The sequence below is a fragment of the Pseudomonas sp. Bc-h genome, assembly GCF_002080045.1.
Taxonomy (GTDB): domain Bacteria; phylum Pseudomonadota; class Gammaproteobacteria; order Pseudomonadales; family Pseudomonadaceae; genus Aquipseudomonas.
The window spans coordinates 113,464-137,163 of record NZ_MUIN01000007.1 but is presented as its reverse complement, the minus strand read 5'-3'; the positions used below and the strand labels follow the sequence as shown (position 1 = coordinate 137,163).

The window sequence follows — 23,700 nt, the reverse complement described above, 5'->3', positions numbered from 1 at the left end:
GCCCCATAACAACAATGAGAGCGCAAGCATGTCTTCTACCGGTAAAAAACCGTTTTACCGCGACCTGACGTTTCAGGTGATCGCGGCCATGGTCCTGGGAATCGCGTTCGGCTTTCTGGCGCCCGAAACGGCGGCCAGTTTCAAGATTCTCGGCGACATCTTCCTCAAACTGATCAAGACCGCCGTCGCGCCGCTGGTATTCTTCACCGTGGTCCACGGCATCGCGTCGGCCGGCGACATCAAGCGCGTCGGCAAGCTCGGCCTGCGGGCGCTGATCTATTTCGAAGTGCTGTCCACCGTGGCCCTGGCCATCGGCCTGATCTGGGGCAATCTGCTGCAGATCGGTTCGGGCATGCACGACGCCCACCCAAGCAGCGCCACGGCCGCTGCCGCCAGCGCCGCCGTTGCCAAAGGGCATGGTCCGGTGTCGACCATGGATTTCATCTACGGGATTTTCCCCGACAATTTCGTCGGCGCGTTTGCCGGTGGTCAGTTGTTGCAAGTGTTGGTGATCTCGGTGCTGTTCGGCTTCGCGCTGCTGGCGCTCAAGCCTGAACGGCGCGAAGTGATCGAGGAGGGCCTGAGCCGCATTTCCGAATGCTTTTTCGAGTTCATCAACCTGATCATGAAGTTCGCGCCCCTCGGTGCATTCGGATCGGTGGCCTACGCGGTGGGCAGCAACGGCACGGCAGTGCTGATGTCGCTGGCCAATCTGGTGCTGATGTTCTACGTGGCGATTTTCTTCTTCATTTTCGTGGTACTCGGCGCTGTTTGCAGACTGTCCGGGTTCAGCCTGTGGCGTTTCCTGAACTACATCAAGGACGAGATTTTCATCGTGCTCGGGACGGCATCGTCGGAAAGCGCGCTGCCGAGACTGCTGCAAAAGCTGGAGAAGTTCGGCTGCTCGAAGCAGAGCGTCGGCCTGGTTCTGCCCACCGGCTATGCCTTCAACCTGGACGGCACGTCGATCTACATGTCGCTGTGCGTGCTGTTCATCGCCAATGCCTACGGCGTGCCGCTGAGTTGGGAGCATCAATTGGGAATCGTCGCCATCATGCTGGTGACATCCAAGGGCGCAGCGGCGGTGTCCGGTGGCAGTTTTGTGGTGTTCGCGGCAACGGTCACTGCGGTCGGGGTTCTACCGGCTGAAGGCCTGGCGTTGCTGTTTGGCGTGTACCGCTTCATGTCGATGGCCATCGCTACCTGCAATACCATCGGTAACAGCGTCGCCACGGTCGTGGTCGCCAAGTGGGCCGGAGAGTTTTCCGAGCAGACGGCCCGTGAAGAATACCGCCGCGAATTGGGCCGCGCGCCGGGGGCAGCGCTATGAGTGACCTGCGCATGGAAAACGATGCGTTCGGTCCGGTCGCGATCCCTGCCAACCGCTATTGGGGCGCGCAGACCCAGCGTGCTCTGGAAGTGTTCGGCCGTCATGGCGAGCGTTTTGCGCCGGGCCTGATTCACGCGTTCGGTCAGCAGAAAATCGCTGCCGCGCGGGCCAATCGCAGGCTTGGCGTGTTGCCGCACGCCTTCGCTGAAGCCATTGAGCAGGCGGCGCAGAAAGTGGCGGCAGGGGAGTTCGACGAGCACTTCCCGTTGACCATCTGGCAGACCGGCTCCGGCACCCAAACCAACATGAACGCCAACGAGGTCATTGCCAATCAGGCCAATCTTGCCCTTGGCGGCGAGTTGGGCGGCAAGCATCCGGTGCATCCGAACGATCACGTGAACCGCTCGCAGTCCTCCAACGACAGCTTTCCCACCGTGATGCATGTGGCGGCGACGCTGGCGCTGCGTGATCAGCTGTTGCCTGCATTGGCAGGGTTGCGTGATGCCTTGGCCGATAAGGCCCGCGCTTGGGCGAACGTGCTGAAAATCGGCCGCACGCACATGATGGACGCCGTGCCGATGACCCAAGGCCAGGCTTTCGATGCATTCGCTCGGCAGATCGGCCTGGGTATCGAGCGCATCGAAGGATGCTTGCCGCGCTTGCGGGTGTTGCCCCAGGGCGGCACCGCCGTGGGCACGGGGCTGAATTCGCCGAGGGGTTTCGATGCGGCATTTTGTGAAGAGCTGAGCCTGATCACCGGCGAGCCGTTCACGCCCAATCCGAGCAAATTCGAAGGCATGGGGGCCCACGATGCATTGGTTGAAGTGTCGGGTGCGTTGAACGTGCTGGCGGTGTCGCTGAACAAGATCGGCAATGACATTCGCCTGCTGGGTTCCGGACCGCGCTGCGGGCTGGGCGAATTGTTATTGCCGGATGACGGCCTGACGTCATCGATCATGCCCGGCAAGCGTAACCCCACCATTGCCGAAGTGTTGGTGCAGGCGGCGATGCAGGTCATGGGCAACCACAGCACCATCACCATCGCCGGCGCTTCCAGCGCTTTCGAACTCAACGTCGCCAAGCCGGTGCTGATCCACAACCTGCTGCAGTCGATCGGTTTGCTCGCCCATTGCGTCGGCATTTTCACCGAGAAGCTGGTCAAGGGGCTGGAGGTCAATCATCAGCGCCTGGCCGACAATCTGGAAAACGCCTTGCTCATGGCCACGGTTCTCAATCCAATCCTGGGCTACGACCGCGTCGCCCAGATCACCCGCAAGGCCGCGCAGGAAGGTCTGTCGCCCAAGGCAGCAGCGGTGGCGCTGGGGTTCATCACGGCTGAGGAATACCAGCGTCTGGTGCGACCGGAGTTGATGGTGAGTCCGGGCAGATAGACGACTTCCTCGATGCCACCGCCGGCAAGCCGTGCTGTATCAGATCGATCAGCGATTGGCTGAACTCCGCCACTTCGTCTGGCTCTCACACCTGAGGTCATCCCGATCTCTGGCGTGAGGATCAACGATGGCAGATAAGGGCGCGCTTTTCGAAACCGACCTCCCGGCACGTCTGGATCGTTTGCCGTGGGGCCGGTTTCACACGCTGCTGGTGTTTGCGCTGGGGATCACCTGGCTGCTCGACGGTCTGGAGGTCACGCTGGCTGGCTCGGTTTCCGGGGCGTTGAAAGAGAGCCCGGTGTTGCGCCTGACCAATGCCGATATCGGCCTTGCCGGGGGGGCGTACATCACCGGCGCGGTGCTGGGAGCGCTGTTCTTTGGCTGGCTCACCGACCGGCTGGGCCGTCGCAAGCTGTTCTTCATCACCCTGGCGCTGTACATCAGCGCCACGGCAGCCACGGCATTTTCCTTCAGCCTGTGGAGTTTCATGCTGTTTCGCTTCCTCACCGGCATGGGCATTGGCGGCGAGTACACGGCGATCAATTCGACCATTCAAGAGTTCACCCCGGCGCGCTTTCGCGGCTGGGTCGATCTGACGATCAATGGCACGTTCTGGATCGGCGCTGCGGTGGGTGCTGGCGGCTCTATTCTGCTGCTTGACCCCGGCTGGATCGGCGGCGATCTGGGCTGGCGCCTGTGCTTCGGCATCGGCGCGATACTTGGGCTGGTGATCCTGCTGATGCGTTTGTGGTTGCCGGAAAGCCCGCGCTGGTTGTTGATTCATGGTCAGGCCGAGGAGGCGAGGGTGATCGTCGAGGGCATCGAAGAACGCTTTCGGCAGCAGGGCCACGCACTGCCTCCGGTCGAGGGTCCGAAACTGCGTTTGCATGCGCGAGATCACACCCCGCTGCGGGAGATCTTCGACACACTGTTCAACACCTACCGGCGGCGGGCGCTGGTAGGGTTGACGCTGCTCACCGCACAAGCGTTTTTCTACAACGCGATCTTCTTCACCTACGCGCTGGTGCTCACAGAGTTTTATCAGGTGCCGTCGGCGTCGATTGGTTATTACGTGCTGCCGCTGGCGCTGGGCAACTTCTGCGGGCCTTTGCTCCTGGGTCGGCTGTTCGATGTGGTAGGGCGTCGGATCATGATCAGCCTGACCTATGCGGTCTCCGCCGTCCTGCTGAGTATCAGCGGCTATCTGTTCGAACAGGGTCTGTTGAGTGTCACCCAGCAGGCCATTGCCTGGATGATCATCTTTTTCTTCGCCTCGGCGGCGGCCAGTTCCGCCTACCTGACCGTGGCCGAGACCTTCCCGCTGGAGATACGCGCATTGGCGATTGCGGTGTTCTATGCCTTCGGCACGGCGTTGGGCGGCATCGTCGGCCCGACCCTGTTTGGCGAGTTGATCGACAGCCATCAACGCGGCCCGGTGTTCATCGGCTACCTGATCGGCGCGGCGTTGATGCTGCTGGCCGCTGCGGTGCAGGCGATCTGGGGCGTGGCCTCGGAGCGCAAGTCCCTTGAGCAGGTGGCGCGGCCGTTGTCGCAGGCGAGCGATTGATCCTGGATTCGATTGCACTGGTCAGTTTTCTTCAATACCGCAAAATCGCTATCCATTAACGTCTCCCGACATTCAATGAACGGAGCGTTGCAGCAATGAACCTGACGATTTCCATGGCGGCGTTTGCCCTCGCCGCGTCCATTTCCCCGGGGCCGGTGAATGTCGTTGCGCTCAGCAGCGGCGCGCAGTTCGGCCTGGCGGCGAGCCTGCGGCATGTCATGGGGGCGACGGTCGGCTTTGTGGTGCTGTTGGTCTTCACCGGCTTTGGCCTGCATGAGGTGCTGCGTCAGTACCCGGTGCTGACCGACATCATTCGCTGGTCGGGGATGGCGTTCCTGGTGTATCTGGCCTGGAAACTGGCGATGGACGATGGCCGCCTGAATGTCGACAAACCCACGCGTCTGCCGTCGTTCTGGCATGGCGCGGCGATGCAGTGGCTCAATCCCAAGGCGTGGCTGGCGGCCGTGGCGGGCATGGGCGCATTCGTCGCTGACGGCGAAGCACGGCTGATCGGGCTGTTTGCCCTGATCTACTTCATCGTCTGCTATCTGTCGGTGGCATGCTGGGTTTACGCAGGGGCGTTTCTGGGGCCGTATCTGCGCAGCCCGCAGCGGATCCGCACCTTCAACCGCAGCATGGCGGCGCTGCTGGCAGGCTGTGCAGTGTCACTGTTGTACGTCTGATTGCAGGTGAGGGATCATTGACGGTACTGCCCCGGCGTCGCCGCCAGGTGTTTCTTGAACACTCGCTGGAAGTGCGCCTGATCGGCAAAGCCGCTCTGCTGGGCGATGTCGGCTATCGGCTCGCCGTCGCGCAGTTGTGCCTGAGCGTGCTGGATGCGCCGGTTGATCAGGTAGGCGTGGGGCGTCATGTGATAGTGCTGCTCGAAGGCGCGGATCAGGTAAGCCTCCGACAGGTTCGCCGCCTGGCAGATTTCCTCCAGCCGGATCGCCCGCAGAAAATGCTGATTGATGTACTGCGCCGCGCGCTCCACCTTGCGATTGACCCTCTTCAGCGGCGCGTCCGAGCCGCCGAGCCGCTGGTGCATGAGGGTGAAAAATCCGATGGCGGTTTCGTGTTTTTCCAGTGACTCCAACGACGGATCAATCAAAGTTCGGTGCAGCTCCAGTAACCCGGCGAACAGCTCGGGGTCACGGCTGGAAATCGCCGGTACCGCACGAAAACCCTCGACGCCGCACGCCTGCTGAACCCGGCCCAGCCATTGCGCATCGACGTACAGCATGATGTAGGACCACGACTGGTCGTCGATGGGATTGCAGGCATGAACATCGCCGGGGTTCATCAGAACGACGGTGCCGGTGCTGATGGTCTGTCGGGTCTTTTCGTGCAGATACGTACTTTGCCCGCCGGTGATGGCACCGATGGAAAACATTTCATGGGAATGGCGCGAATAACAGACCTTGCGTCCGTCGGCGATGGAGCGGGCTTCGATGAAAGGCAGTTGCGCGTCCCGCCAGAACACCGGTGTCGCTGCGTGGTTCACCGGGTTCTGGAGGGCCATGTCAGATCATCCTTTGTTGTGTTTGCAGCTGTGGAAGATGTCCAGAGCCGGCTGGTATTCGCTGGTGTCGACGCCGAGCAAGCCTAGCACCGAATGGAACATGTAGTCATGGCTCAGGTCCGGCTGGTTCTGCTTGGCGGCCAGGCAACTGCGGTCGATGTTGGCATCTTCCAGCGTCTGGTTGCCGAACCACATGACCATTGGCACGTGGGTCTGCGCACTCGGAGCGATGGCGTAGGGCGCTGCGTGCAGATAAATGCCATTTTCACCCAGCGATTCGCCGTGGTCCGAGACGTAGATCATCGAGGTGTCGACCTTGTCCTGATTGCGCTTGAGCAATTCGATGGTCTGCGACAGGAAGTGATCGGTGTAGAGGATCGTGTTGTCGTAGACGTTCTTCAGCTCGTCCGAGGTGCAGCTGCCCAACTGGTTGGTGTGGCACACCGGGGTGAAGCGTTCCAGGGTTTTCGGATAGCGGTCGTAGTACTCCGGCCCGTGGCTGCCGTCGGAGTGCAGCACGATGATCGCGTTGTCCTCGAGCGAATCGATGTACGCCTGCAGGCCCACCAGCAACGATTCATCCAGGCAATTCTGGCCGTCGCAGAACGGGCTTGGCTGGGTTTTCGGGATGTCACTGTGGGGTACGCGCAGGCAGGTGCCTTTGCAGTCGCTGTTGTTGTCCAGCCACACCACCTTCAATCCGGCGCGCTGGAGCATGTCCAGCAGGCTCTCGTAGGTCTTGCCTTTCTTGTCGCTGTACTCGCTGCGCGGGAATTTGGAGAACATGCACGGCACGGAAACCGCCGTGGACGTCCCGCAGGACGCCACCTGGGTGAAGTTGAGAATGTCCTGCTTCTTCAATTCCGGGTTGGTTTCGCGATCGTAGCCGTTGAGCGAGAAATGGTCGGCGCGGGCCGTTTCACCGACGACGAAGATCATCAGGCTCTTTTTCGGCCGTTGCTGCGCTTGCGGGCTGAGTACCGAGTCGGTGCCAACGGGCTGGATCTTCACCGTTTCCTTGATCGCCACGGTCTGTTTGGTCAGCTTGCCGATGGCGTAGATGTAGTTGGTCGGGTTGATGAAGTGGGTCAGTTTGTCTTCGTCGCGGAAGATCGGTGCGTAGGTTGAGTAGAAAGGACCTACGGCTGCGGCGATCACCAGAATGCAACCGATGCAGACCAACACTTTGTTCACCAGACCCGGCAGGACGCGGCGGTAGGTCACTGGTACCCACCAGATCAAGGCGACAGGCAGCGCTCCCAGCAGACCCAGATACAGAAACAGCTTGCCGCTGAGCAGGGCCTTCGCCTCGCCGGGGTTGGTCTCCAGCACGTTCTGCATCATTGTCGTGTCGATGCTGATGCCGTAGGTGTTCATGAAGTACGCAGCGGCCGCCGAACACAGCGCGACCAGGCTCAGCACCGGCTTGAGGGTCGGGCGAAACGAGAAGGGCGTCAGCAGCAGGGTGATCGCGGCCCAGAGGAAGACGGCGAAAGAGGCATAGAAAGCCACGACCTTGAGGCCTTGCAGCTGCGTCAGGCCGACAAGCGCATGCCATGTCGCAAGGTTGTAGAACACAACCAGAGCAAGGGAAAACAGCATGACGAGGCGGGTGGAGGTAACGGGTCTGAGCTTTGAACGCATTTCCATATAAAGCACTACTCGAAACGAGGCCTGCACGTGCATTCAGCGGTCCTATCCTTGCGACCGGCACGTCAGACGAGCCTGTCATGGACAGGCCAATTGATAAGGGAGCCGAAGATCGCGCGGAGTTTTCCAGAACGTTTGTGAAGAATTCGTGAACACAGCATAGGCAGGTTGTAAGCAGGCTGGCTGTATTCATCAACTGTACGTTGCGCGCCTCTGAGCGTTTGCTAGCCTGCGGTGACGGGCCTGAGAATGTGCCATTACCCTGGTATCACTGACGCAACAGGAGGTTGTTGGGATGAAACTCATCGGAATGCTGGATTCGCCTTATGTACGGCGGGTCGGGGTCAGCCTCAAACGCTTGGGAATCGAGTTCGAGCATGAGGCCGTGTCGGTGTTTCGCGGGATGGAGCGCTTCAGGGAAGTCAACCCGGTGATCAAGGCCCCGACCTTCATCACCGACGATGGTCAGGTGTTGATGGAGTCGAGCCTGATCCTTGATTACGTCGAATGCCTGAAAGGGCCGGGCAATGGCCTGATGCCAACAGAACTGGCTGAACGCGCCAGAACATTACGTCTGACCGGCCTGGCACTCGTGGCTTATGAAAAAGCCGTGCAGATTTACTACGAGCGCAATCTTCGCCCTGAGGCCATTCAGCATGCGCCCTGGATCGAGAGGGTCAGCGAGCAGCTGAAGACCGCATGTACGGAGATTGAACGTGAGTTGAAAGCCCGGCCGCTGAGTGCAAGCGCGGACATCGGTCAGGACGGCATCAGCGTTGCCGTGGGCTGGTCGTTCATTCAACTGGTGGTGCCGGATCAGGCCAGCGCCGAGGACTACCCGGTTCTCGCGGCCTTCACTGCCCAGGCCGAGCAGTTGGATATCTTCAGCAGTTTGCCGATGGTGTAACGCTTGGGGCGCAGCACATAGCAACCTGGGGTCGACATCTACTGCGCCATCACCTTCGCCAATGTCCCGTCGTTCTTCAGTTGAGCGAAGGCGGCGGTGATGCGTTTGACGGTGTCTTCCGGGGTCTTGAGGCTCAGGGCGACATACAGACCCTTGGACAGCTCGTCGATGGTGTAGACGCTTTCCAGGTCTTCGAAGGCGACGTGCAGATCCTCGCATTGTTCCCGCGCCTCGCGCTCGGGCAACGGCACCAGCGCAACCTGGCCGCTGATCAGCTTGCGCAGGTTGTCGAGGTTGTTGGCCGACACCACCATCCTGTTGAAACCCTTGCCCTCCAGGTATTGCTGTCGCGAATCGTCCCGCACGACGCCCACGGTGTAGTTCTTGGCGTCCTGCAGGTCCTTGACCACCACGTCCTGCCGCTCGCGCAGCTTGTAGAACATCGGGGTGACCTGATCCAGTTCGCCGACCCACTTGAACAACGGCTCGCGCTCGCTGCTGCGAATGATCGGATAGATCATCACGTTGGGTTCCAGCCGCGCCATGTCATAGGCCCGCGCCCAGGGGTAGAGCGCCATGTGGTAATCGGTGACGCCAGCCCTGGCCAGGGTCTTTTCGACGATCTCGCTGGCGACCCCGACCACCTTGCCGTCTTTGAGCTCGCTGTAGGAGGAGTCCTCGGTGACCACTTGCAGCGGCTCGGCCTGGGCCGTGAGGCACGACAGAATCAGCATTGTGGCCGACAGAAAGTGCCAGAGTTGCCCGATCAGATGGGTGGAATTGCTCATGTCAGATCGTCTCCCTGATCAGATCACACACCGGTTGCGGCCCAGGCTCTTGGCCCGGTAGAGCGCTTTGTCGGCGCTTTGCAGCAGTTGGTCGAAACGCTCCATGGTCGTCACGTCCAGTTCGGCGATGCCGATGCTCAAGGTGACATAAGGCGATACCGCCGAGGCGCTATGGGGCAGTTTCTGATGACTGAGCAGTTGTTGCAGACGCTCGGCCGATGCCAGTGCCTGATCGCGAGTCTGCCCCGGCAGCAGCACGGCGAACTCTTCACCGCCCAGCCGCGCCACCAGTTCACCGGAGCGCGAGAACAGCGCGCTCATGGTCAGCGCCACGTCCCGCAGGCATTGGTCGCCCATGGCGTGGCCGTAGCTGTCGTTGTACAGCTTGAAGAAATCGATGTCGCACATCAGCACTGAAAACGGTTGTTCGTGGCGCAATGCCCGGTTGAATTCCAGCTCCTTGAGTTCGTCGAAGTGCCGGCGGTTGGCCAGGCCCGTCAGCGGGTCGAAGCGGGTCAGGGCTTCAAGGCGAATGTTCGCCGCTTTCAATTGCGCGGTGCGTTGTTCTACCAGTTCCGCCAGTTGATCACGGCTGGCGGCCAGCGCCAGTTCGTCGCGGCTCTGACGTTCGATGTGGTTGGCGAGTTTGTCTTGCAAGTCGTTGACGCCGGCTTCCAGCAGATCCAGTTCGTCACTGGCCTTGCCACGGCGTTCCAGGGTCAGATGCTGTTTGAGGTTCTGCGGCGTGAGTTGCTCCAGATGGCGGGCGATGCGCCGCACGTGCAGGGTCACCGAGCGGTTGAACATGCCCATGATCAGCCCGGCCAGGGCCAGCGACTGAATGATCTGGGTCAGCATGATGATACCGACCTCTTTCCACAGCCGTCGCCAGAGCAGGCTTTCGTCGCCTTCGATGGTCAACTCACCGACCACCTCGTTGGCGCCGGGGTAGGGTGAAACGGTCAATTGCCGGCGCAGTGCCGGGGCGAGGATCGAGCCGGTGTGCCCCGGATGCTGGCGTTCAAGGACTTCCGGCGCGCGACCGGGACGCAGGATGCGCAATTCCACCCGCCCGACCGGGGCGGCCAGTGCCACGCTGTCGATCTGCGCCTGCAAGGCTTCGCTGTCCATTTCCCAGACCGCCTTGGACAGCGTGCCCTGGAACACCTGGTCGATCAGGCCGAGTTCGGCGTTCATGGTCGCCAGGTTATTGCCCCAGGCGAACCAGGTGCGCACCGAAACCGTGGCGATGGTGAACAGCACGCAGAACGCCAATGTCGCCAATACCAGCCGACGCGCCAGTGAACCGGTACGCGGGGGCGCAACGGCCTTTCCAGAAATCTTCGATTCGGACTCTGCGAGCATGCTCAATTCCATTTCCGCGCAATAGCATCGTAGGTTCCGTTTTCACGGATGGCGTTCAATCCATCTTGAAACAGTTGAACGGTAGCATCCGCCGTACCGGCACTGAACGCCATGTTGAAGCCGCCAGCTTCTTCCAGCTCTCGCACACGCAAGGATTGCACCAGCGTTCGCTCCGGTTCGTCGCCCGCCTCCCGCGCCAGGTAGTCGGCGTTCAATTCGTCCGAGATCCACAGGTCGACGTGCCCGGTTTGCAACTTCTGATAGTTCAGTTCGTAACGGTTGCTGGACTGCAACTGCTTGCCAATGACGAATTGCTTGCCGATGAGGTATTGCTCGCCGACATCTTCGTTGACGGTTGCGGTTTGCCAGTCACGCGCGTCGTTCAGGTCCAGCAGACTGACGGGATGGCTTGCAGCGGAATAGATATACCAGCGCGAGGAGGCAATGGTGCCGACCCATTTGAACAGGTGTTCGCGTTCCGGCGTGCGGGTGATGGAGTAGATCAGCACGTCAGGGTCATGCAGCGCCAGGTCGTAGGCGCGAGCCCACGGCATGGATTGGATGCTCGCCTGCACGTTCACTTGCTTGAGGACGGCCTGCACCACCTCGGTGCTCATGCCGGTCAACTGGCCGTCGCGGGTCATGTTGTAGGGCGGCAGCTCCTCGGTAACGACCCGGATGGGCCCTGCGTAGGAACTGCAAATGCTCAGACACAGCAGCACGGCGCCGGAAAGCACGCTGCGAGCTTTGTGATTGAGCGTTGGGGGTGTCATGGACGGCGACCTCATCGACGGCGGTCGCGGCCGCTTTTCCCATTCCGGCGGAATCGGAGAAAACCGGGCGCACTGCCTCGCACAAGCATGATATCGGCTGAAAAATCCGCCACTTGAGACGTTTATCTGCCGTTCATCATGTGCTCTCTGGCAGTACGCCCAACTCATCAGTCTTTGCCTGGGTGGTTGTCAGCGGCCCTGCACCAGCCTCTGACCCTGGTTGCGCAGCTCCTTGAGTTGGCCCAACACCCCGGCGGTCTCGTTAGCCAGCGTTTGAGCCGTGCTGCGGGAGTAGACGTTGCCGATCTCGGGGTGCGATACGCTGTCGACCTTCAGCTCGCCGAACAGGCTGCTGATCGAACCCATGCCGTCGGTGATTCTCTCGATCAGATCGCCCACGTTATCGTCGAGTTTCTGCAGCTTATCCGGAGACAAACCACCCGCTGCCCCGATATTTTCATGAATCAGTTCCGGTATTTCGGGGATCAACTGCAAGGCTGGCCCATAGGTTGAGGAGGCTTTCCCCAAGCCTTCCTTCGCAACGTCTTTGCCAAGTGCGAGCAGGTCCTTTTTCGAAGAGGGCACCAGCTTTTTCATTCTCGAGACAGCCTTATCCTGAAGACTGGCGGCTTTCAGATCTCCGGCTTCATAGATGCTTGCGCCGGACAACGCGCTGGTTTTCAGCTTCACGGAGTCATTCCAGCCCAATCCTGAAATCGCATATCCCGTGGCGACACTCGCCGCTTTCGCCGCGATGGCGGCACCCGCCACTGTACCCGGCCCCGGCGCGACAAAACTCCCCAATACCGCGCCGCCAGCGCCTGCTGCTGCCGGGATCGCCTTGGTCGCCACCAAAGCGACCGCGCGTTTGACAGCGGAGATGGCCTGTTCCCCCGGCGACGAATGGTTGAGCAATTGCTGGCTGGCCGTCGCTGCATTTTTTCTGGCGATGCTCAACACCTCTCGGTGAACCTTCACGGCATCCTTCAATGGCTGGATTTGCTGTTGCCTGGCCACTTTAGCCTCGTCACGGGCTTTTGCCTTGGCATGCTCGGCACGGTCATGATCGAAGCGCTTTTGCCCCTTGACCGCCAGCTGCAGGCTCTTGCGCAGACCATCCGTTCCTTCAGGGTCGCCATAGGTGACGGGGTTATTGCCGACCATCCTATAAAGGTTCAGGCCATCAATGGTGCCGCCGGGGTCCGGGCTGATCCATTGCTGCAACCACGGTGCGTAGTAACGCTGTCCGAAGTAATAAAGACCGCTGGCATCACGTTCCTTGCCTGAGTAGCGCGCGATCTTGTATCTGGCTTCTATGACGGACCTTGCAGCCCACCAGGCGCTGCCCCCGTAAGGGTAATAACCTTCGTGGCTGATCAGCCTTGCGGTCTGGTCCAGCTCCATCGCACTGGAGCCCATCGGGTCATCAAAGCTGTAACGCTGTTGATCGTTGTCGATATCCGATGGCTTTCCGGCAACCCAGTGCAGGTGGCGAACACCGCACAGTCCAGCCTGCATCGTGATGACATGCAATTGCTCGTGACCGTTGTGGCGAATCTCGAGCCCGGGCAGATAGCGCACTTCGGCGACATTCGTGGTGCTGTTGGCCTTTGCCGTGACCATTTTGCGCACGCGCATTCCATCGGCATCGTAGACATAACGCTCGTCGTCATCAGCGCCATCCTGCCGGGCAAGCGAGACGGTGCGGCTGAGCTGATTGAAACCGTCCCATTCCAGCCGCTGCCCACTTTGCAGCGTCAGCAGGTTGCCGCTGATGTCAAAGGCACTGTCGAAATCGGGTGGCACGCCGTCCGGGTTGGCGGGAAGGCAGCGGTTGCTGTCAGGCGCGACGAATTTGGACCGTGTGTAGTTGTTGTGACCCACATGTTGCAACCGGGTCAGGTTGCCGGCGCTGTCGTATTGATAGCGTTGGGTGAAATTGAGCAATCGGCTTGTGTCGCCCGGGGTCAATTCGAGGTCAGGCAATTGCGGACCGATCGCGGCGCCCAGTGCCTCTCGTCCCGTGGCCCCGATTAATTGCGAGAGGCTGTCATAGGTGTAGTGGTTGACCGGATCGATGCGTTGGTTGGCGTAATGACTGGTCGACAACGCGGCGTCCTCGATACGCACGATGTTGCCGACCGGATCGTATTCATAACTCAGCTTTTGCACGCAGTGTCCGTCGGGCTTTACGGTCTGCAGGGTCTTTAGGCGTCCATCGAAGAGGTCGAATTCGCATCGACTGATCACACCATTGCCCGCGGTCTGCTGCTGGATCTCGCCATTGGCGTTGTAGGCAACATCGCTCAGTATCGCGTGTTCTGCGCCGTTTGCGGCACGTAGGGTGGCTTCTGAAAGTGCACCGGACAACCCGTGAACGAACCGCTGGCGATTACCCATCGCGTCGATCTGCAGCTGGGCCTCGCCGGTCGCCGTGAACCTCCACTGTGTCGTCGTGCCTGGGCCTGGCTCCAGCAGAAGATCCCGTTCGGCAGGTACCTGGGGCCAGTCAGGGCGTTCGGGATCGCTGAGAAAATGGCGGGTTTCGCTCAGCGTCTCGCCCAGTAGGGCGTAGTCGGCGTACAGCAGGCTGCCCGCCGTGTCGTCCAGTCGGCTGACGCGCGCGCATCGGTTGTGCAAGGCCGCCTCCGGCGAGGGGGCGACATAGGTGAATCGCGTGATGACACGCGCAGGCTGATCCTGCGCCTGCTCGCTCATCTGCAACGGTCGAGACATCACGTCGTAGTCGGTCCGCCAATGCGTGCCTCGGCCGTCCCAACTTTCTGTTATGGCGCCGGAATCGGCATGCCGGTTAATGCGCGTTCCGGAGTCGACATTGCCAGCCAGCAGCGTTGCGCCGGACAGACTGAAAATCGCGGTTTGATTGGGTGCAGCTCCGGCGGCATGCAGACGCGGGTCCCAGGCAGCAATGATCTCGCCTCGGGCATCGTGCTGCTGACGGCTGATCCTCGCCTGGGGTGGATCGTCCAACTGCGCCCGATGGTAGGCGATGTGTCGGACAGTCAGTCCTCGACTGTCGCTGGCAATGAGGAGCGGTGTGTACTGATGAAGTGTTCGGTCCATTTGAGACGTCCTGTCTGTTAACCAAGTGTGCAGAGGCTCGATGTCGGGTGGCCGCGCCAATACCCGGTTTCATGATGGCTGGCCTCGCCGCTCCTCGAGCAGGCGATCAGCCATGGCCTCTTCGAAGGTATCGTTTTCATCCTCGTTGATGCTGTACCAGGCCAGATATCGCTGTCGCCGCCAGAGACCCTTGGCCGTGATGGTCAGCGTCGGTCTGCCAGTGGGGTCGTAGAATTGCCGGTCGCTGACCCCCGCAGTTCTGAGCGAAGCGTCGTCGATGTACCGGGACTCATCGGCGAAGAAGGGCCGGTAAATCCGGCTGGCCAGGCCTTTGTGGTTGTACTCGACTCGCTCGCTGACGCGCCAGCGCGAGGGGGTTTCGCTGTCGACGGGGGCACCCTTGCGCAAGGTCAATTCACCGTATTCTCCGGTTTGCCAGGCCTGCCCTGGCTCGACTTTCTGTCGGGTTTGCAGGGCTCGACCGAACCCGTCCCACGAGGTGCTGGATATGCGGATCTGAGCCGCATCGGTGTCATCCGGATATCGGTCAGGTTGCAGACTGACGGCGTACACCGGTTCGCGTCTCGCTTTGCTGACCCAGTGCGCAGAGTCCGGGTCGCTGGTCAGTCGTAGCCGGGCAGACTGACGGATGTGCCCGTCTGGAAGCAGATTGCCCGCCAGGACCTGTCGGGCCAGCCAGGCGTTGTCATCGATCAGTTCCTGGGGCGCTCTGCCCATCCACGCGAACGGGTCACTGAAGTGAGCGGCGGCGGCGCCCTGTACGGCGGCTTCGGGATGGTTGATCGCCTCTTGCGGCGACCTGATGCCGACGTTGTAGTGGTCGATGGGGTCAAATCCTGCGGGCTGCCCGAGTTCGGTGCCGTGAAAGCTGCTGGCGCGCAGGGCGCCAAACCCGTCGTACAGCGCTTCCTGCGTGTTCTGGTTGGGATCGACGATGCGCGTCGGCAACATGAGTCGGTAATCGTGATCGATCACTGTCTGGCAGCCATCGGCGGTGGTGATCCGGACCGTGTGGCAGTGGTAGGCGTCGTAATCAGTCGTCGTCGCTCCCAGGCGTTCGACAGTTTTCACGCTGATCGGATGGTTGAAGCCTGCATCCGCTGCGTAGGTCACGAAGCCGTGACGCACGGCCCACACCAGGGTGTCGTCGGCAGGCAGGAACGACTGCATGGGACGATAGCCATCTTCCGTGAGCCGTGCTTCCAGTTCGGCACGTGTCAGGACCGAGTCGTAGGCATGCAGCGCGGCTTCGTCGAGTTCGGCGACTTCCAGATATCCCGGCAAGGCCTGATACGTTGCCTGACCGGGCGCGAGCACGTCATCCCATGGCAGCGCACGCTTGTATGTCTGCTCGGACATTGCGCTCAGAACCCGACCGTTCACTCGTTCCAGCGGGCTGCCTTCGCTGCGCAGGGCCTCGAAGGTAATGTCCTGCGGCGTCAGTTCATCGGCGGTCAGTACCCAGGCGTTGCGGCGTTCGCGCCAAGGCAGGCCGAGACGCAGATAGTCGTCCCCGGTCAGGTGAATGCACTTGGCGCGAACTTCCTCGAGGTGGTAGCGCGCCTGCGCCGGGTCATGGGTGTCACGCCACCAGCTTCGTTCGTGCTCCTGGTCGAACGGCGGCTCGTCCAGCGGGCTTTTCCGTCGTGCATAGCTGACGCTGGCGCTGTGGGTGCGGGTGCCGAACTCGTCCCATTGCAGATGAAGTGAGTGCTGGCAGCGTGGATCGTCTGGTTGGCGCTCATATTGATAGCTGATCGACTCAAGCTCGAGACGGCGCATGATTGCGTAGGGTTGTCCGGTGCTGGGTGCGCGTTCAAGCACCACGGCATGACGGTGTTGCTGCACTGTGTAGGGCAGCTCCTGTTGCGCACTGGCGTCCAGACCGAAGATCTCCAGACGCAGCGTCAGGCCGCTCAGGGCCCTGGCCATTTCGCGTCGGGTCGTTTCGTCCGCTACGTCGATGATCTGGTAGCGTTCGTCGAGCAATAACGCTTTACCCAGCGCACGCGCCTGTGGGTCAGAAGTGTCGTGGCCGCTGTCCGGCATATCGACGAAGCGGCCCGTATGAAACCAGGTTTTGGTCAGCAGCGGGGCATTGTCATATCCCAGGGGCGAGAGGCTGGGCATTTCGCTGTCAGTCTGTAAGACCAGGCCAAATCCACGCATTTCCCGATAGTGGCCGTCGTAATAACCCTGCCGATAGCGCAGCTGTTGGGTGAAAATATTGCCGGTGATTTCATCCAGTTGCTGCTGGCGGCTGACCAGGTGTATCGCCATCGGGACATGGCAATGCGCGGGTTGACCCTGAAGCTGAAGCGCCTGCTTTTCATCCAGCCATTCCTGCGCTGAACTTCGGTAGGTCACGTGTGCCGATGCCCCCATGTTGTTGTCGGTGCTTATCAGCAGGTAAGGCTTGCGCCTTGCGAAGTTGCAATGCCAGTGGCGGGGCGAAGGGTGGGGCGAGGTGACAATCAGACTGGAGCAGCCAAGGCCCTGCACGTCCGCAGCGCTCACCTGACAAAACCGGTCATAGCGCATGCCTTGTGGCCAGGAATGGAGTCTGGGCTGTTGATCGAAGCCGTTGCCGCCGTTGTTCATGAAAATCTGGATGTGGTCCGGCGTCAGGTAAATCAGGTCGGCAGCGCCCGACCCATCCAGATCGGCGAGCAGTACCCGCGACGCCTCGAATTCGTCATAGCTGAACGGCAGTTCGGCAAGACGAAATCCTCGCCCGAATCGGCCATGGCCCAGATTGGGCCAGCACATGATTTCGTTGTGTCGGATACGCACCAGATGCTGTTGACCGCTGCCCAACACGTCGCTGAACGCCACGACATCGCTGTGGCTGTCGTTGAGCGTCGGCAAGTAGTCGCCGGGTTGGTCATGGTCGACATGCGTGCCCGACTCGAAGCTCGGCTGCCGAGGTGTGGAGCGGTATAGCCGCACACTCTGGTTGCCGATCAACGTCAGGTCGCTCAGGCCATCGCCAATCAGGTCGGCCATTTGCCCCTTGGTATGAAAGAACTCACTGGGAAAGGCGCTGAACGGCGTGAATCCTGACCACTGGCGATCCGCTCCAAGGGTGAAGAAACCCTGAAGACCGTGTTGAGACACGACCCAGTCCAGCCGACCATTGCCTGTGATATCGGTGAGTGACTGGTTTACCGGCTCGTGCTGGTCGGCGGCGGGGGTTCGAGGCAATGTCTGCCAGTCGCCGTAGGTAATCTGGTCAGGGTTTTGCGCCTCTGCCGCACGTTGCGGCTCGCGGTAGTACCAGCAGCCCTCGGAACGGTACAGCACGCCGGGTAACCCTTCTCCGTAAAGGTCCACCAGTTGATAACGCTGGCCGTCATCGAGCCCGGGGAAATGCTGAAATTCCTCGAAGCGGCCCTCTTGGGTATCGAATCCGCTGTAGCCGAACTCCATGGGGGGCCGACAATCAACCTGACCCCGCGCGTCGTAGCCCTGTAGATGAGCCGCCTGCAACTGGCTATAGGAAAGGTCGGTGGTCTGGTATTCGAGCGACAGGCGTTGGACCAGCACCGGGTCCGGGCCGGTTTCGTCGGGGAAGTGATGAAACATCAGGACCTGCCGGCATAACCGCCAGGTTCTCAGTTCGAAGCCATAGACGTAACTGGAGAAGGGATCGCTGCGCAGCGGCCACGGTCCGGTGGCCGGGTACCCGGGCCGCTCGGCAAGGCCAGTGGCGCGCTCGCCGTAGTCGAACAGCAACTCGAAGTGCCATTGCGGGGCGGCAGTCGATTGGCCCCAGGCATAAAGATGGGGGGTAGCCTGGCGGTTGCCGTAGCAGACTCGGCTCAGGTATCGCTGACAGACGAAATCCCTTGGAGATTGCGGATCAACGCCATGGCCATCCTCCTGTTTGTACTCATAAACGATGTGCTCGCCATGGGCATTCATTGACTCCTGCAGCAGCCACTGTGCGACCCGTTGGCCATCCGGTGCAGTGATGCGCGACTGCTCGCCCTGGCCATAGACGTGCAGGCTGCCATCGCTTCCATGGATCATCCAGAAACCGGGGTCGTCATCGTTCGAACGCCAGTGCTCTATCACGTCATGGCTGTGTCGGATGCGTGGCTGGTAGCGGGCGACGTGCCACGACGTCTGGAGGTCCAGCGAGCGAAACGAATCAACGCTTCTGCGTTCGATGCGGTCGTGTTCGTCACGCACGGGCATCAGCATCTCGCCATCGGGCCCTGCGAACAGATCGTCCTCGCTGTAATTCGGTACACCCTTGCGCGTGTACCGGGATATCGCGCTACGCGACAGGCTCCAGCCCATGCCGCAGATGTCGTTGCCTGCGTGACTGCTGTAACCGAGCGTCAGCGCCGGCGAGAAACCGCGTCCGGATGAAATGGGTAACTCGATGCCCGCCGTCGCTGTTCCCTGGGTGCCGACCGGTCCCAGACCCTTGCCGATGCTTTGAATGGCACCCCCGCCCTTGGGCAGGGAGGGAGCGCTGATGATGAGTGTGTTTTGACTGGTCATGCTCACACACCCTCACTCGGTTTGGCGGTGTATTGCACATGCACGATGATGTCGGTCAGTGAATCCAGGGCTGCCTGTTGCGTTGCATGATTGGAGAACTGCAGCGACCAGCGCGAGACGGCGCCCGTGCCTTCGAATGGCAGGTAACGGTCGTCGTCGAAGTTCAAGGTGAACATGCCGTCGTCATCGATGCCGCTGGACAGCGCGATCTGCTGGCTGGCGCGCAGATTCTCGCGAACGCTGTTGATCCCGACCGAAGCCAATTCAACCTTGTTATAGGTCTGTGTCAGCGTGGCGCGGATGTCCTCGTAGGGGCCGAGTGTCACGGGCAGCGACACGCTGACTCGCGCGATGCGTCGGCAATACTGGCCAGGGTAGTCGTGGTCGAACATCGCCTGGGTCAGTTCGAAATCCACATTGCCTTGAGTTCGAAGCCTGTGATGAATCGTGTCCCAATCCTCGTTGACGTTCGAGTCAGGGTCCTTCTCCAACAGCTGGCGCAAGGACACGGTCTTGGTGATTTCCAGTAGCCGATCGTTACGAGACAGATAGGCACTTTCCATTTTCAGCAGATCGACCTTCAACGATTCCCCGACGCTCAAGCCCCGATGGGTCGCGTTCCAGGCCGTTGTCTGGATGAAACGCGTGGAGAAGTCTGCCATCTCGTATTGCCAGCAAGCTTCTGCAGCCAGGCACAGAGACAGCGTGGCGTCGTACGCCTGGTAGTAGAACGACGCCAACTGACCGTTCAACCACTGATACAGCTGCGACTGGGTAAAGCGTTTGCCAAGAAACGCGTAGGTGATCTTCGCCTGCGCCAAGGCCGTTTCTGCCTGATGCAGCTGGAGTTCCGAGATATGTGTCTGTTCGTCCAGCACCGCGAGTTGGGCGTCGATCTGTGCCACTTCAAGGCTCGCCTGGTCACGGGCGAGCATCCACTCTTGATGACGACGGCGGTATTGCTCGACACGGTCCAGTGCATCGCCGACACCGTGCAGGGTTGCCGCTATGCCCGCTGCAGCCGAACTGGCCATTTCCGCCGGGCCTTCAAGGCGCCAACCGCCGGTAATGACCCCGTTGGCGAGGCCGGCAATCATCCCGAAGTGGTTCGGAGCGGTTTTCAGTGCGCAACCCACCACATCGGCCACGGCCGATACCGTTTCTGCATGGCGTCCTGCCAGGTGAGCAGCGCCTGCGGCGATTTCGCCAGCGCTGACCACTTCATCGCTGCGCTCGCTGTAGAAGTTCAGGCGTGCTTCAACGACCTGTCGGCTGGCGAGCAAGGCGGCGCGGTTTTGCTGATCGACCTTGAGCGTTTGTTTTTGCAGATCGACGGCGAGCTGAGCGAAGTCCCAGGCCTGTTGGTGTTGCAGTTCCTGTAGCTCGGACTGTTCTTTGCGCTCGATCAACGACAGCAAGGTATGACCGAACTGGATCAAGGTTTCGACCGCCGCGTTCGCCCGTGGGTGCATGACCGCAAAACGGTAATGCGGCGTGCTCAGGGTCAGGTTGCGGTTGCCTCTGCTTCCCGATGCATTCTGGCCGAGATTTGCCAGCATTTCCCCGGGGTTCAAAGGCGCTGCATACAGCGCGGGGGACAGCGGCTTGCCATCCAGGGTGCGATTGTCACGAAGATTTCGCAGCCGTGACTCCAGACCCTCCCACAGCGCCACCAGCTTGAAGTTGATCGGCACACGAAAGTGCGGGCTATCCAGTTCGCTCAGGGTGGGGTCCTGGCTGAAGGTACGCAACCGCAACGGTGGTTGTTCGAAACGGTAGGCGGACTGGCCACCATTGGCTTTCTGGCTGTCAAGGCGCAGTTGATCCTGCTGCACCAGTTGCAGCTCGAAGCTTCGTAGATGGGGGTTTGGCGCTGAAGTCAGCTCCTGCAAGGTAATGGGCGTCCAGTGATCGATCAACCTGACATCCGGTCGGTTCCCAAGCATTTCCAACACGCGCACGTACCACAGTTTGGCCTCATTCAGACTGTCCGGGGTCAGCTGTCGATACGCTGCGTCGCCCTGGTCGACCAGGTTCTGCAGGTAATGCCGGTAAATGGCTTTCTGATAACGAATCGGGTGACTCATGGCGATGCCGTCAGGATCGGTAGCTGCAGAAGTGGCGTAACCCGGACTGGTCTGGTCCGCCACCAGCGGTCGCACATTCCAGAAGGCCGGACGCCCCGTCGCGGAGTCGGCTTTGCGGCTTGGGTCGAAGATGAAGTTGTACCAGCGCTCGGCTTGTGCGAAGTCGTGTTCCAGATTCAGCCGATGGCCGATCAGGAACGGCATATGCAGAAACAGCTCCCAGAAGTACTGGCCGTTTGCACCGTGAAAGTCCATCGTGGCTGATTTTCCATCGCCACTGTCGTTCATGGGCGGCTCCGGTAGACCCTGGGTTTCCCAGGTCAGCAGATACTCCAGCGCTACATCGACCTTCTGCGTCAACTCACGGGCAAACAGCGTGTTCATGCGCAGGGGAGAGCGCTTCTCGGTGTCCGATCCGTCGCTGTAGCCAATGTCCGTCCCTTCGAAATCGATGAACTCGGCAGTGCCCAGTGTTTCGCTGTGGCGGGTATTGATTTTTGGGGCGATCAGCGTTTTGGAGGTCAGCGGTAAATGTTGGAGCTCTACCAGCACACCTTTGATTGCGTGACCGACGAGGGTTCTGCCTTTCCTTACGGTAATCCCGTGCATGAATGGAATGAACCGGCCGTCCTGCTCGACCGGTGGCCAAGTGACGCCCCAATCCGGCCGCAAGGTTTCCTCGTTGATGGGTAGTTTTAGTACGAGGGTGTCAGGAGGGAGCAGGTCACCCCGCTCCGATGCCGAGCCAAGGGATACGCGGTTTTGGGAATAGGCCTGTGGCCATACGGCTTCTTTGGAGCGTATTGAGGTCGGACGAGCAATGTGATGCTGGAAGTCGGTCTGGCCGGCTCGGTCGTGATGGTTGAGCCGCCCGGTGGTCGAACTTATTTCTACCCCTTTTGTATAACGCGTTAATACTGAGGTTCCGGAGAGGGACGACGATTTCAATATTTCGCGGACGGCAGCTCTGTTCACATATTTGTCGTGAATGGGAAAAGGACCTCTTCCCGTTCCCACAACCGTAAATCGCTCGGTAAGTGGCGAGTCGCACAAAAGGTAAGGACTGGCAACACCGTCGGTTTGTTTGAAACTGTAGGCGTCGATCGAGGCGTCCTCTTGCCTCCATCCCGAGTTCCCTTCGATGGTGGACCCGGAGAGTAGCTTCATATGTGTGGGGCTGGGGTCGTCCTGGTCGAACACAAACTTTAAAACCAGGCCTTCTCTGCCCAGTGGGGCCCACGTTGAAATGTCGAGGCGGGTGGTGAAGTCTTCAGGCGAGCGGCTCAGTTTCGAGTGGAACTCAAGCGTGGCGTTTTCCTGGTCGTAAATGACGTCGCTTTCCAGCGCTTCGGCAACACAACCCTGTAATTGATCGATATTCCATTCATCGGACGTGGGGAATGGACTAAAACTTTCGACCGATTTTAACCTGATGTCCAGAGGCGGCACTCTGAACTGCAAGCGCTGCGGGTTTATATGCGCAAACAGCCGACCCAGTTTAAGTACATGGATTTCTTTTGTGACAGCCCCGGGATCACTCTCTGGTACTTCCCCGCTGGCGGGGAACAACTCAGTCAGATTGAAGTTTCTGTCCATACTCGAGGTCTTCAGCAGCGCGTACGTATCGGCGCTTCCATCCTCGGCCGCCCCAGGCGTGTAATCGGCATACAGGGCAAGGAACAGCGAGGTCGCCGTATCCTGCACAGTGATGGTTTTCAGACTCTGCGGCGCGATATTCGTGTACCACGTCAGGCAGGCATTCGGGGCGCTCCAGCTGTCGTCGTATTTCTTATAGACCATCATCATGCGCACGAGCGAAGTGCTTTCGACCGTCGGTGTGTCGTTTGCGCTGGGTGACACGCTCAGGGCCGCGTTGTCACTGGGCTGGTATTCAAGCCAGGTGACGAACAACCGGTTATTGAAATACACCGGGCGCAGGGTGTCCCCCAATGCGTTTTCGGAAATCGGCAAGTCGGCCTGCTCCCAGGTGGTCCAGGCCCCCGGCTGTGGGTTATCCATCCTGGGCCCGTCGGCACCCTCCTTGAAGCTGCGCTGGGACATGTCAACGGAGCGCCAGTAGTAGGCCGTTTCACCCCGCGCTTTGCCGATGAAGTAGTAAGTGCCGTCGCCGAACTTGTCGGAGGTGACATAACCGTTGACCACATGCAAGTTGGCCACTCGCTCGAACTTGGTCAGGTAGCTTTTGACCGCTTCCTGGACGGTATCGACGTTGATCCTGTTCTGGTTGATGTCCTGTTCAAGTTGCTGGAAATACGGGGTTTTTTTCAGGCGTAGCGAAGGGTCAATATAAATCTCCGGGTACCACGCCAGTTGTTGGCTGGCAGCCCACAGCGGATATTGAGCCTGTTGTTCACGCCAATGCGTGACCACGCTGGATTCCAGACTCTCGTTTTCATACCCCGGCTCCATGCCCATGAAAATGGCATTGATGTACTGCTGCAGGCTGCTGATGGCCGATGCGACACGACTGGTTTCTACCTTCTGGCTAACCTGCACATCCAGCAGCAGGAACTGATAGAGATCGTTGGCGTCCTTGATCGTTTCTGGCAGCCCCAGGGTTTCGAGCTGCGAACTTCCCTTGACGACTTCGTCAAGGAAGTAAGCAACCAATGCGTCACGTAATGCTTCATTGAGTTGACTGTCGATGGCTGTGAACATGTTCTTTCCTTAGATCATGAAATG

Annotated in this window: 13 protein-coding genes; 5 read left to right on the top strand and 8 right to left on the bottom strand. The window is 60.1% G+C overall.

Features of this window, described 5'->3' with window-relative positions; all coding sequences use genetic code 11:
* Nucleotides 1-28: 28 nt before the first annotated feature.
* The 4 genes from dctA (at nt 29) to BWR59_RS13485 (ending at nt 4,971) form a co-directional block, all read left to right on the top strand.
* Complete coding sequence (gene dctA, locus BWR59_RS13500) at nt 29-1,330, top strand: C4-dicarboxylate transporter DctA (protein WP_081566451.1); 1,302 nt, start codon at nt 29-31, stop codon at nt 1,328-1,330.
* Nucleotides 1,327-2,721: a class II fumarate hydratase gene (locus tag BWR59_RS13495; protein ID WP_081566139.1), complete on the top strand. Its 1,395-nt coding sequence runs from the start codon at nt 1,327-1,329 to the stop codon at nt 2,719-2,721. The genes dctA and BWR59_RS13495 overlap by 4 nt, the downstream gene beginning before the upstream one ends.
* Before the next feature lie 127 nt (nt 2,722-2,848).
* The gene (locus BWR59_RS13490) at nt 2,849-4,288 is read left to right on the top strand and encodes an MFS transporter (protein ID WP_081566138.1); all 1,440 of its coding nucleotides are present in this window, start codon (nt 2,849-2,851) and stop codon (nt 4,286-4,288) included.
* 95 nt (nt 4,289-4,383) lie between these two features.
* Nucleotides 4,384-4,971, top strand: a complete 588-nt coding sequence (locus tag BWR59_RS13485) for a LysE family translocator (protein ID WP_081566137.1) — start codon at nt 4,384-4,386, stop codon at nt 4,969-4,971.
* Nucleotides 4,972-4,985: 14 nt separating this feature from the next.
* Here the strand turns inward: BWR59_RS13485 and BWR59_RS13480 are convergent, their stop codons facing one another.
* Together BWR59_RS13480 and BWR59_RS13475 are read right to left on the bottom strand one after the other, a co-directional pair.
* Entirely contained in the window at nt 4,986-5,810 is an 825-nt protein-coding gene (locus tag BWR59_RS13480; RefSeq protein ID WP_081566136.1) for an AraC family transcriptional regulator, read from the bottom strand.
* Between the two features lie 6 nt (nt 5,811-5,816).
* The gene (locus BWR59_RS13475) at nt 5,817-7,460 is read right to left on the bottom strand and encodes a phosphoethanolamine--lipid A transferase (protein ID WP_081566450.1); all 1,644 of its coding nucleotides are present in this window, start codon (nt 7,458-7,460) and stop codon (nt 5,817-5,819) included.
* A 295-nt stretch (nt 7,461-7,755) separates the two neighbouring features.
* Here BWR59_RS13475 and BWR59_RS13470 point away from each other — a divergent pair, with 295 nt between their 5' ends.
* Nucleotides 7,756-8,367 (top strand): glutathione S-transferase, encoded by a 612-nt coding sequence (locus tag BWR59_RS13470; protein ID WP_081566135.1) that lies wholly within the window; start codon nt 7,756-7,758, stop codon nt 8,365-8,367.
* Nucleotides 8,368-8,405: 38 nt separating this feature from the next.
* On the opposite strand, the gene BWR59_RS13465 is transcribed toward BWR59_RS13470, so the two are convergent.
* The 6 genes from BWR59_RS13465 to BWR59_RS13440 form a co-directional block, all read right to left on the bottom strand.
* Nucleotides 8,406-9,155, bottom strand: coding sequence for a transporter substrate-binding domain-containing protein (locus BWR59_RS13465; protein ID WP_230982005.1), 750 nt, complete (start codon nt 9,153-9,155; stop codon nt 8,406-8,408).
* An 18-nt stretch (nt 9,156-9,173) separates the two neighbouring features.
* The gene (locus BWR59_RS13460) at nt 9,174-10,520 is read right to left on the bottom strand and encodes a diguanylate cyclase (protein WP_143490826.1); all 1,347 of its coding nucleotides are present in this window, start codon (nt 10,518-10,520) and stop codon (nt 9,174-9,176) included.
* A gap of 2 nt (nt 10,521-10,522) precedes the next feature.
* A complete protein-coding gene (locus tag BWR59_RS13455; RefSeq protein WP_081566133.1) occupies nt 10,523-11,293 on the bottom strand; it encodes a transporter substrate-binding domain-containing protein in 771 nt (256 codons plus the stop codon).
* A gap of 189 nt (nt 11,294-11,482) precedes the next feature.
* Nucleotides 11,483-14,377, bottom strand: coding sequence for an RHS repeat-associated core domain-containing protein (locus BWR59_RS13450; protein ID WP_081566132.1), 2,895 nt, complete (start codon nt 14,375-14,377; stop codon nt 11,483-11,485).
* 69 nt (nt 14,378-14,446) lie between these two features.
* Nucleotides 14,447-18,910, bottom strand: a complete 4,464-nt coding sequence (locus tag BWR59_RS13445) for a SpvB/TcaC N-terminal domain-containing protein (protein ID WP_081566131.1) — start codon at nt 18,908-18,910, stop codon at nt 14,447-14,449.
* Nucleotides 18,911-18,912: 2 nt separating this feature from the next.
* Nucleotides 18,913-23,676 (bottom strand): neuraminidase-like domain-containing protein, encoded by a 4,764-nt coding sequence (locus BWR59_RS13440; RefSeq protein WP_081566130.1) that lies wholly within the window; start codon nt 23,674-23,676, stop codon nt 18,913-18,915.
* Nucleotides 23,677-23,700: the final 24 nt, after the last annotated feature.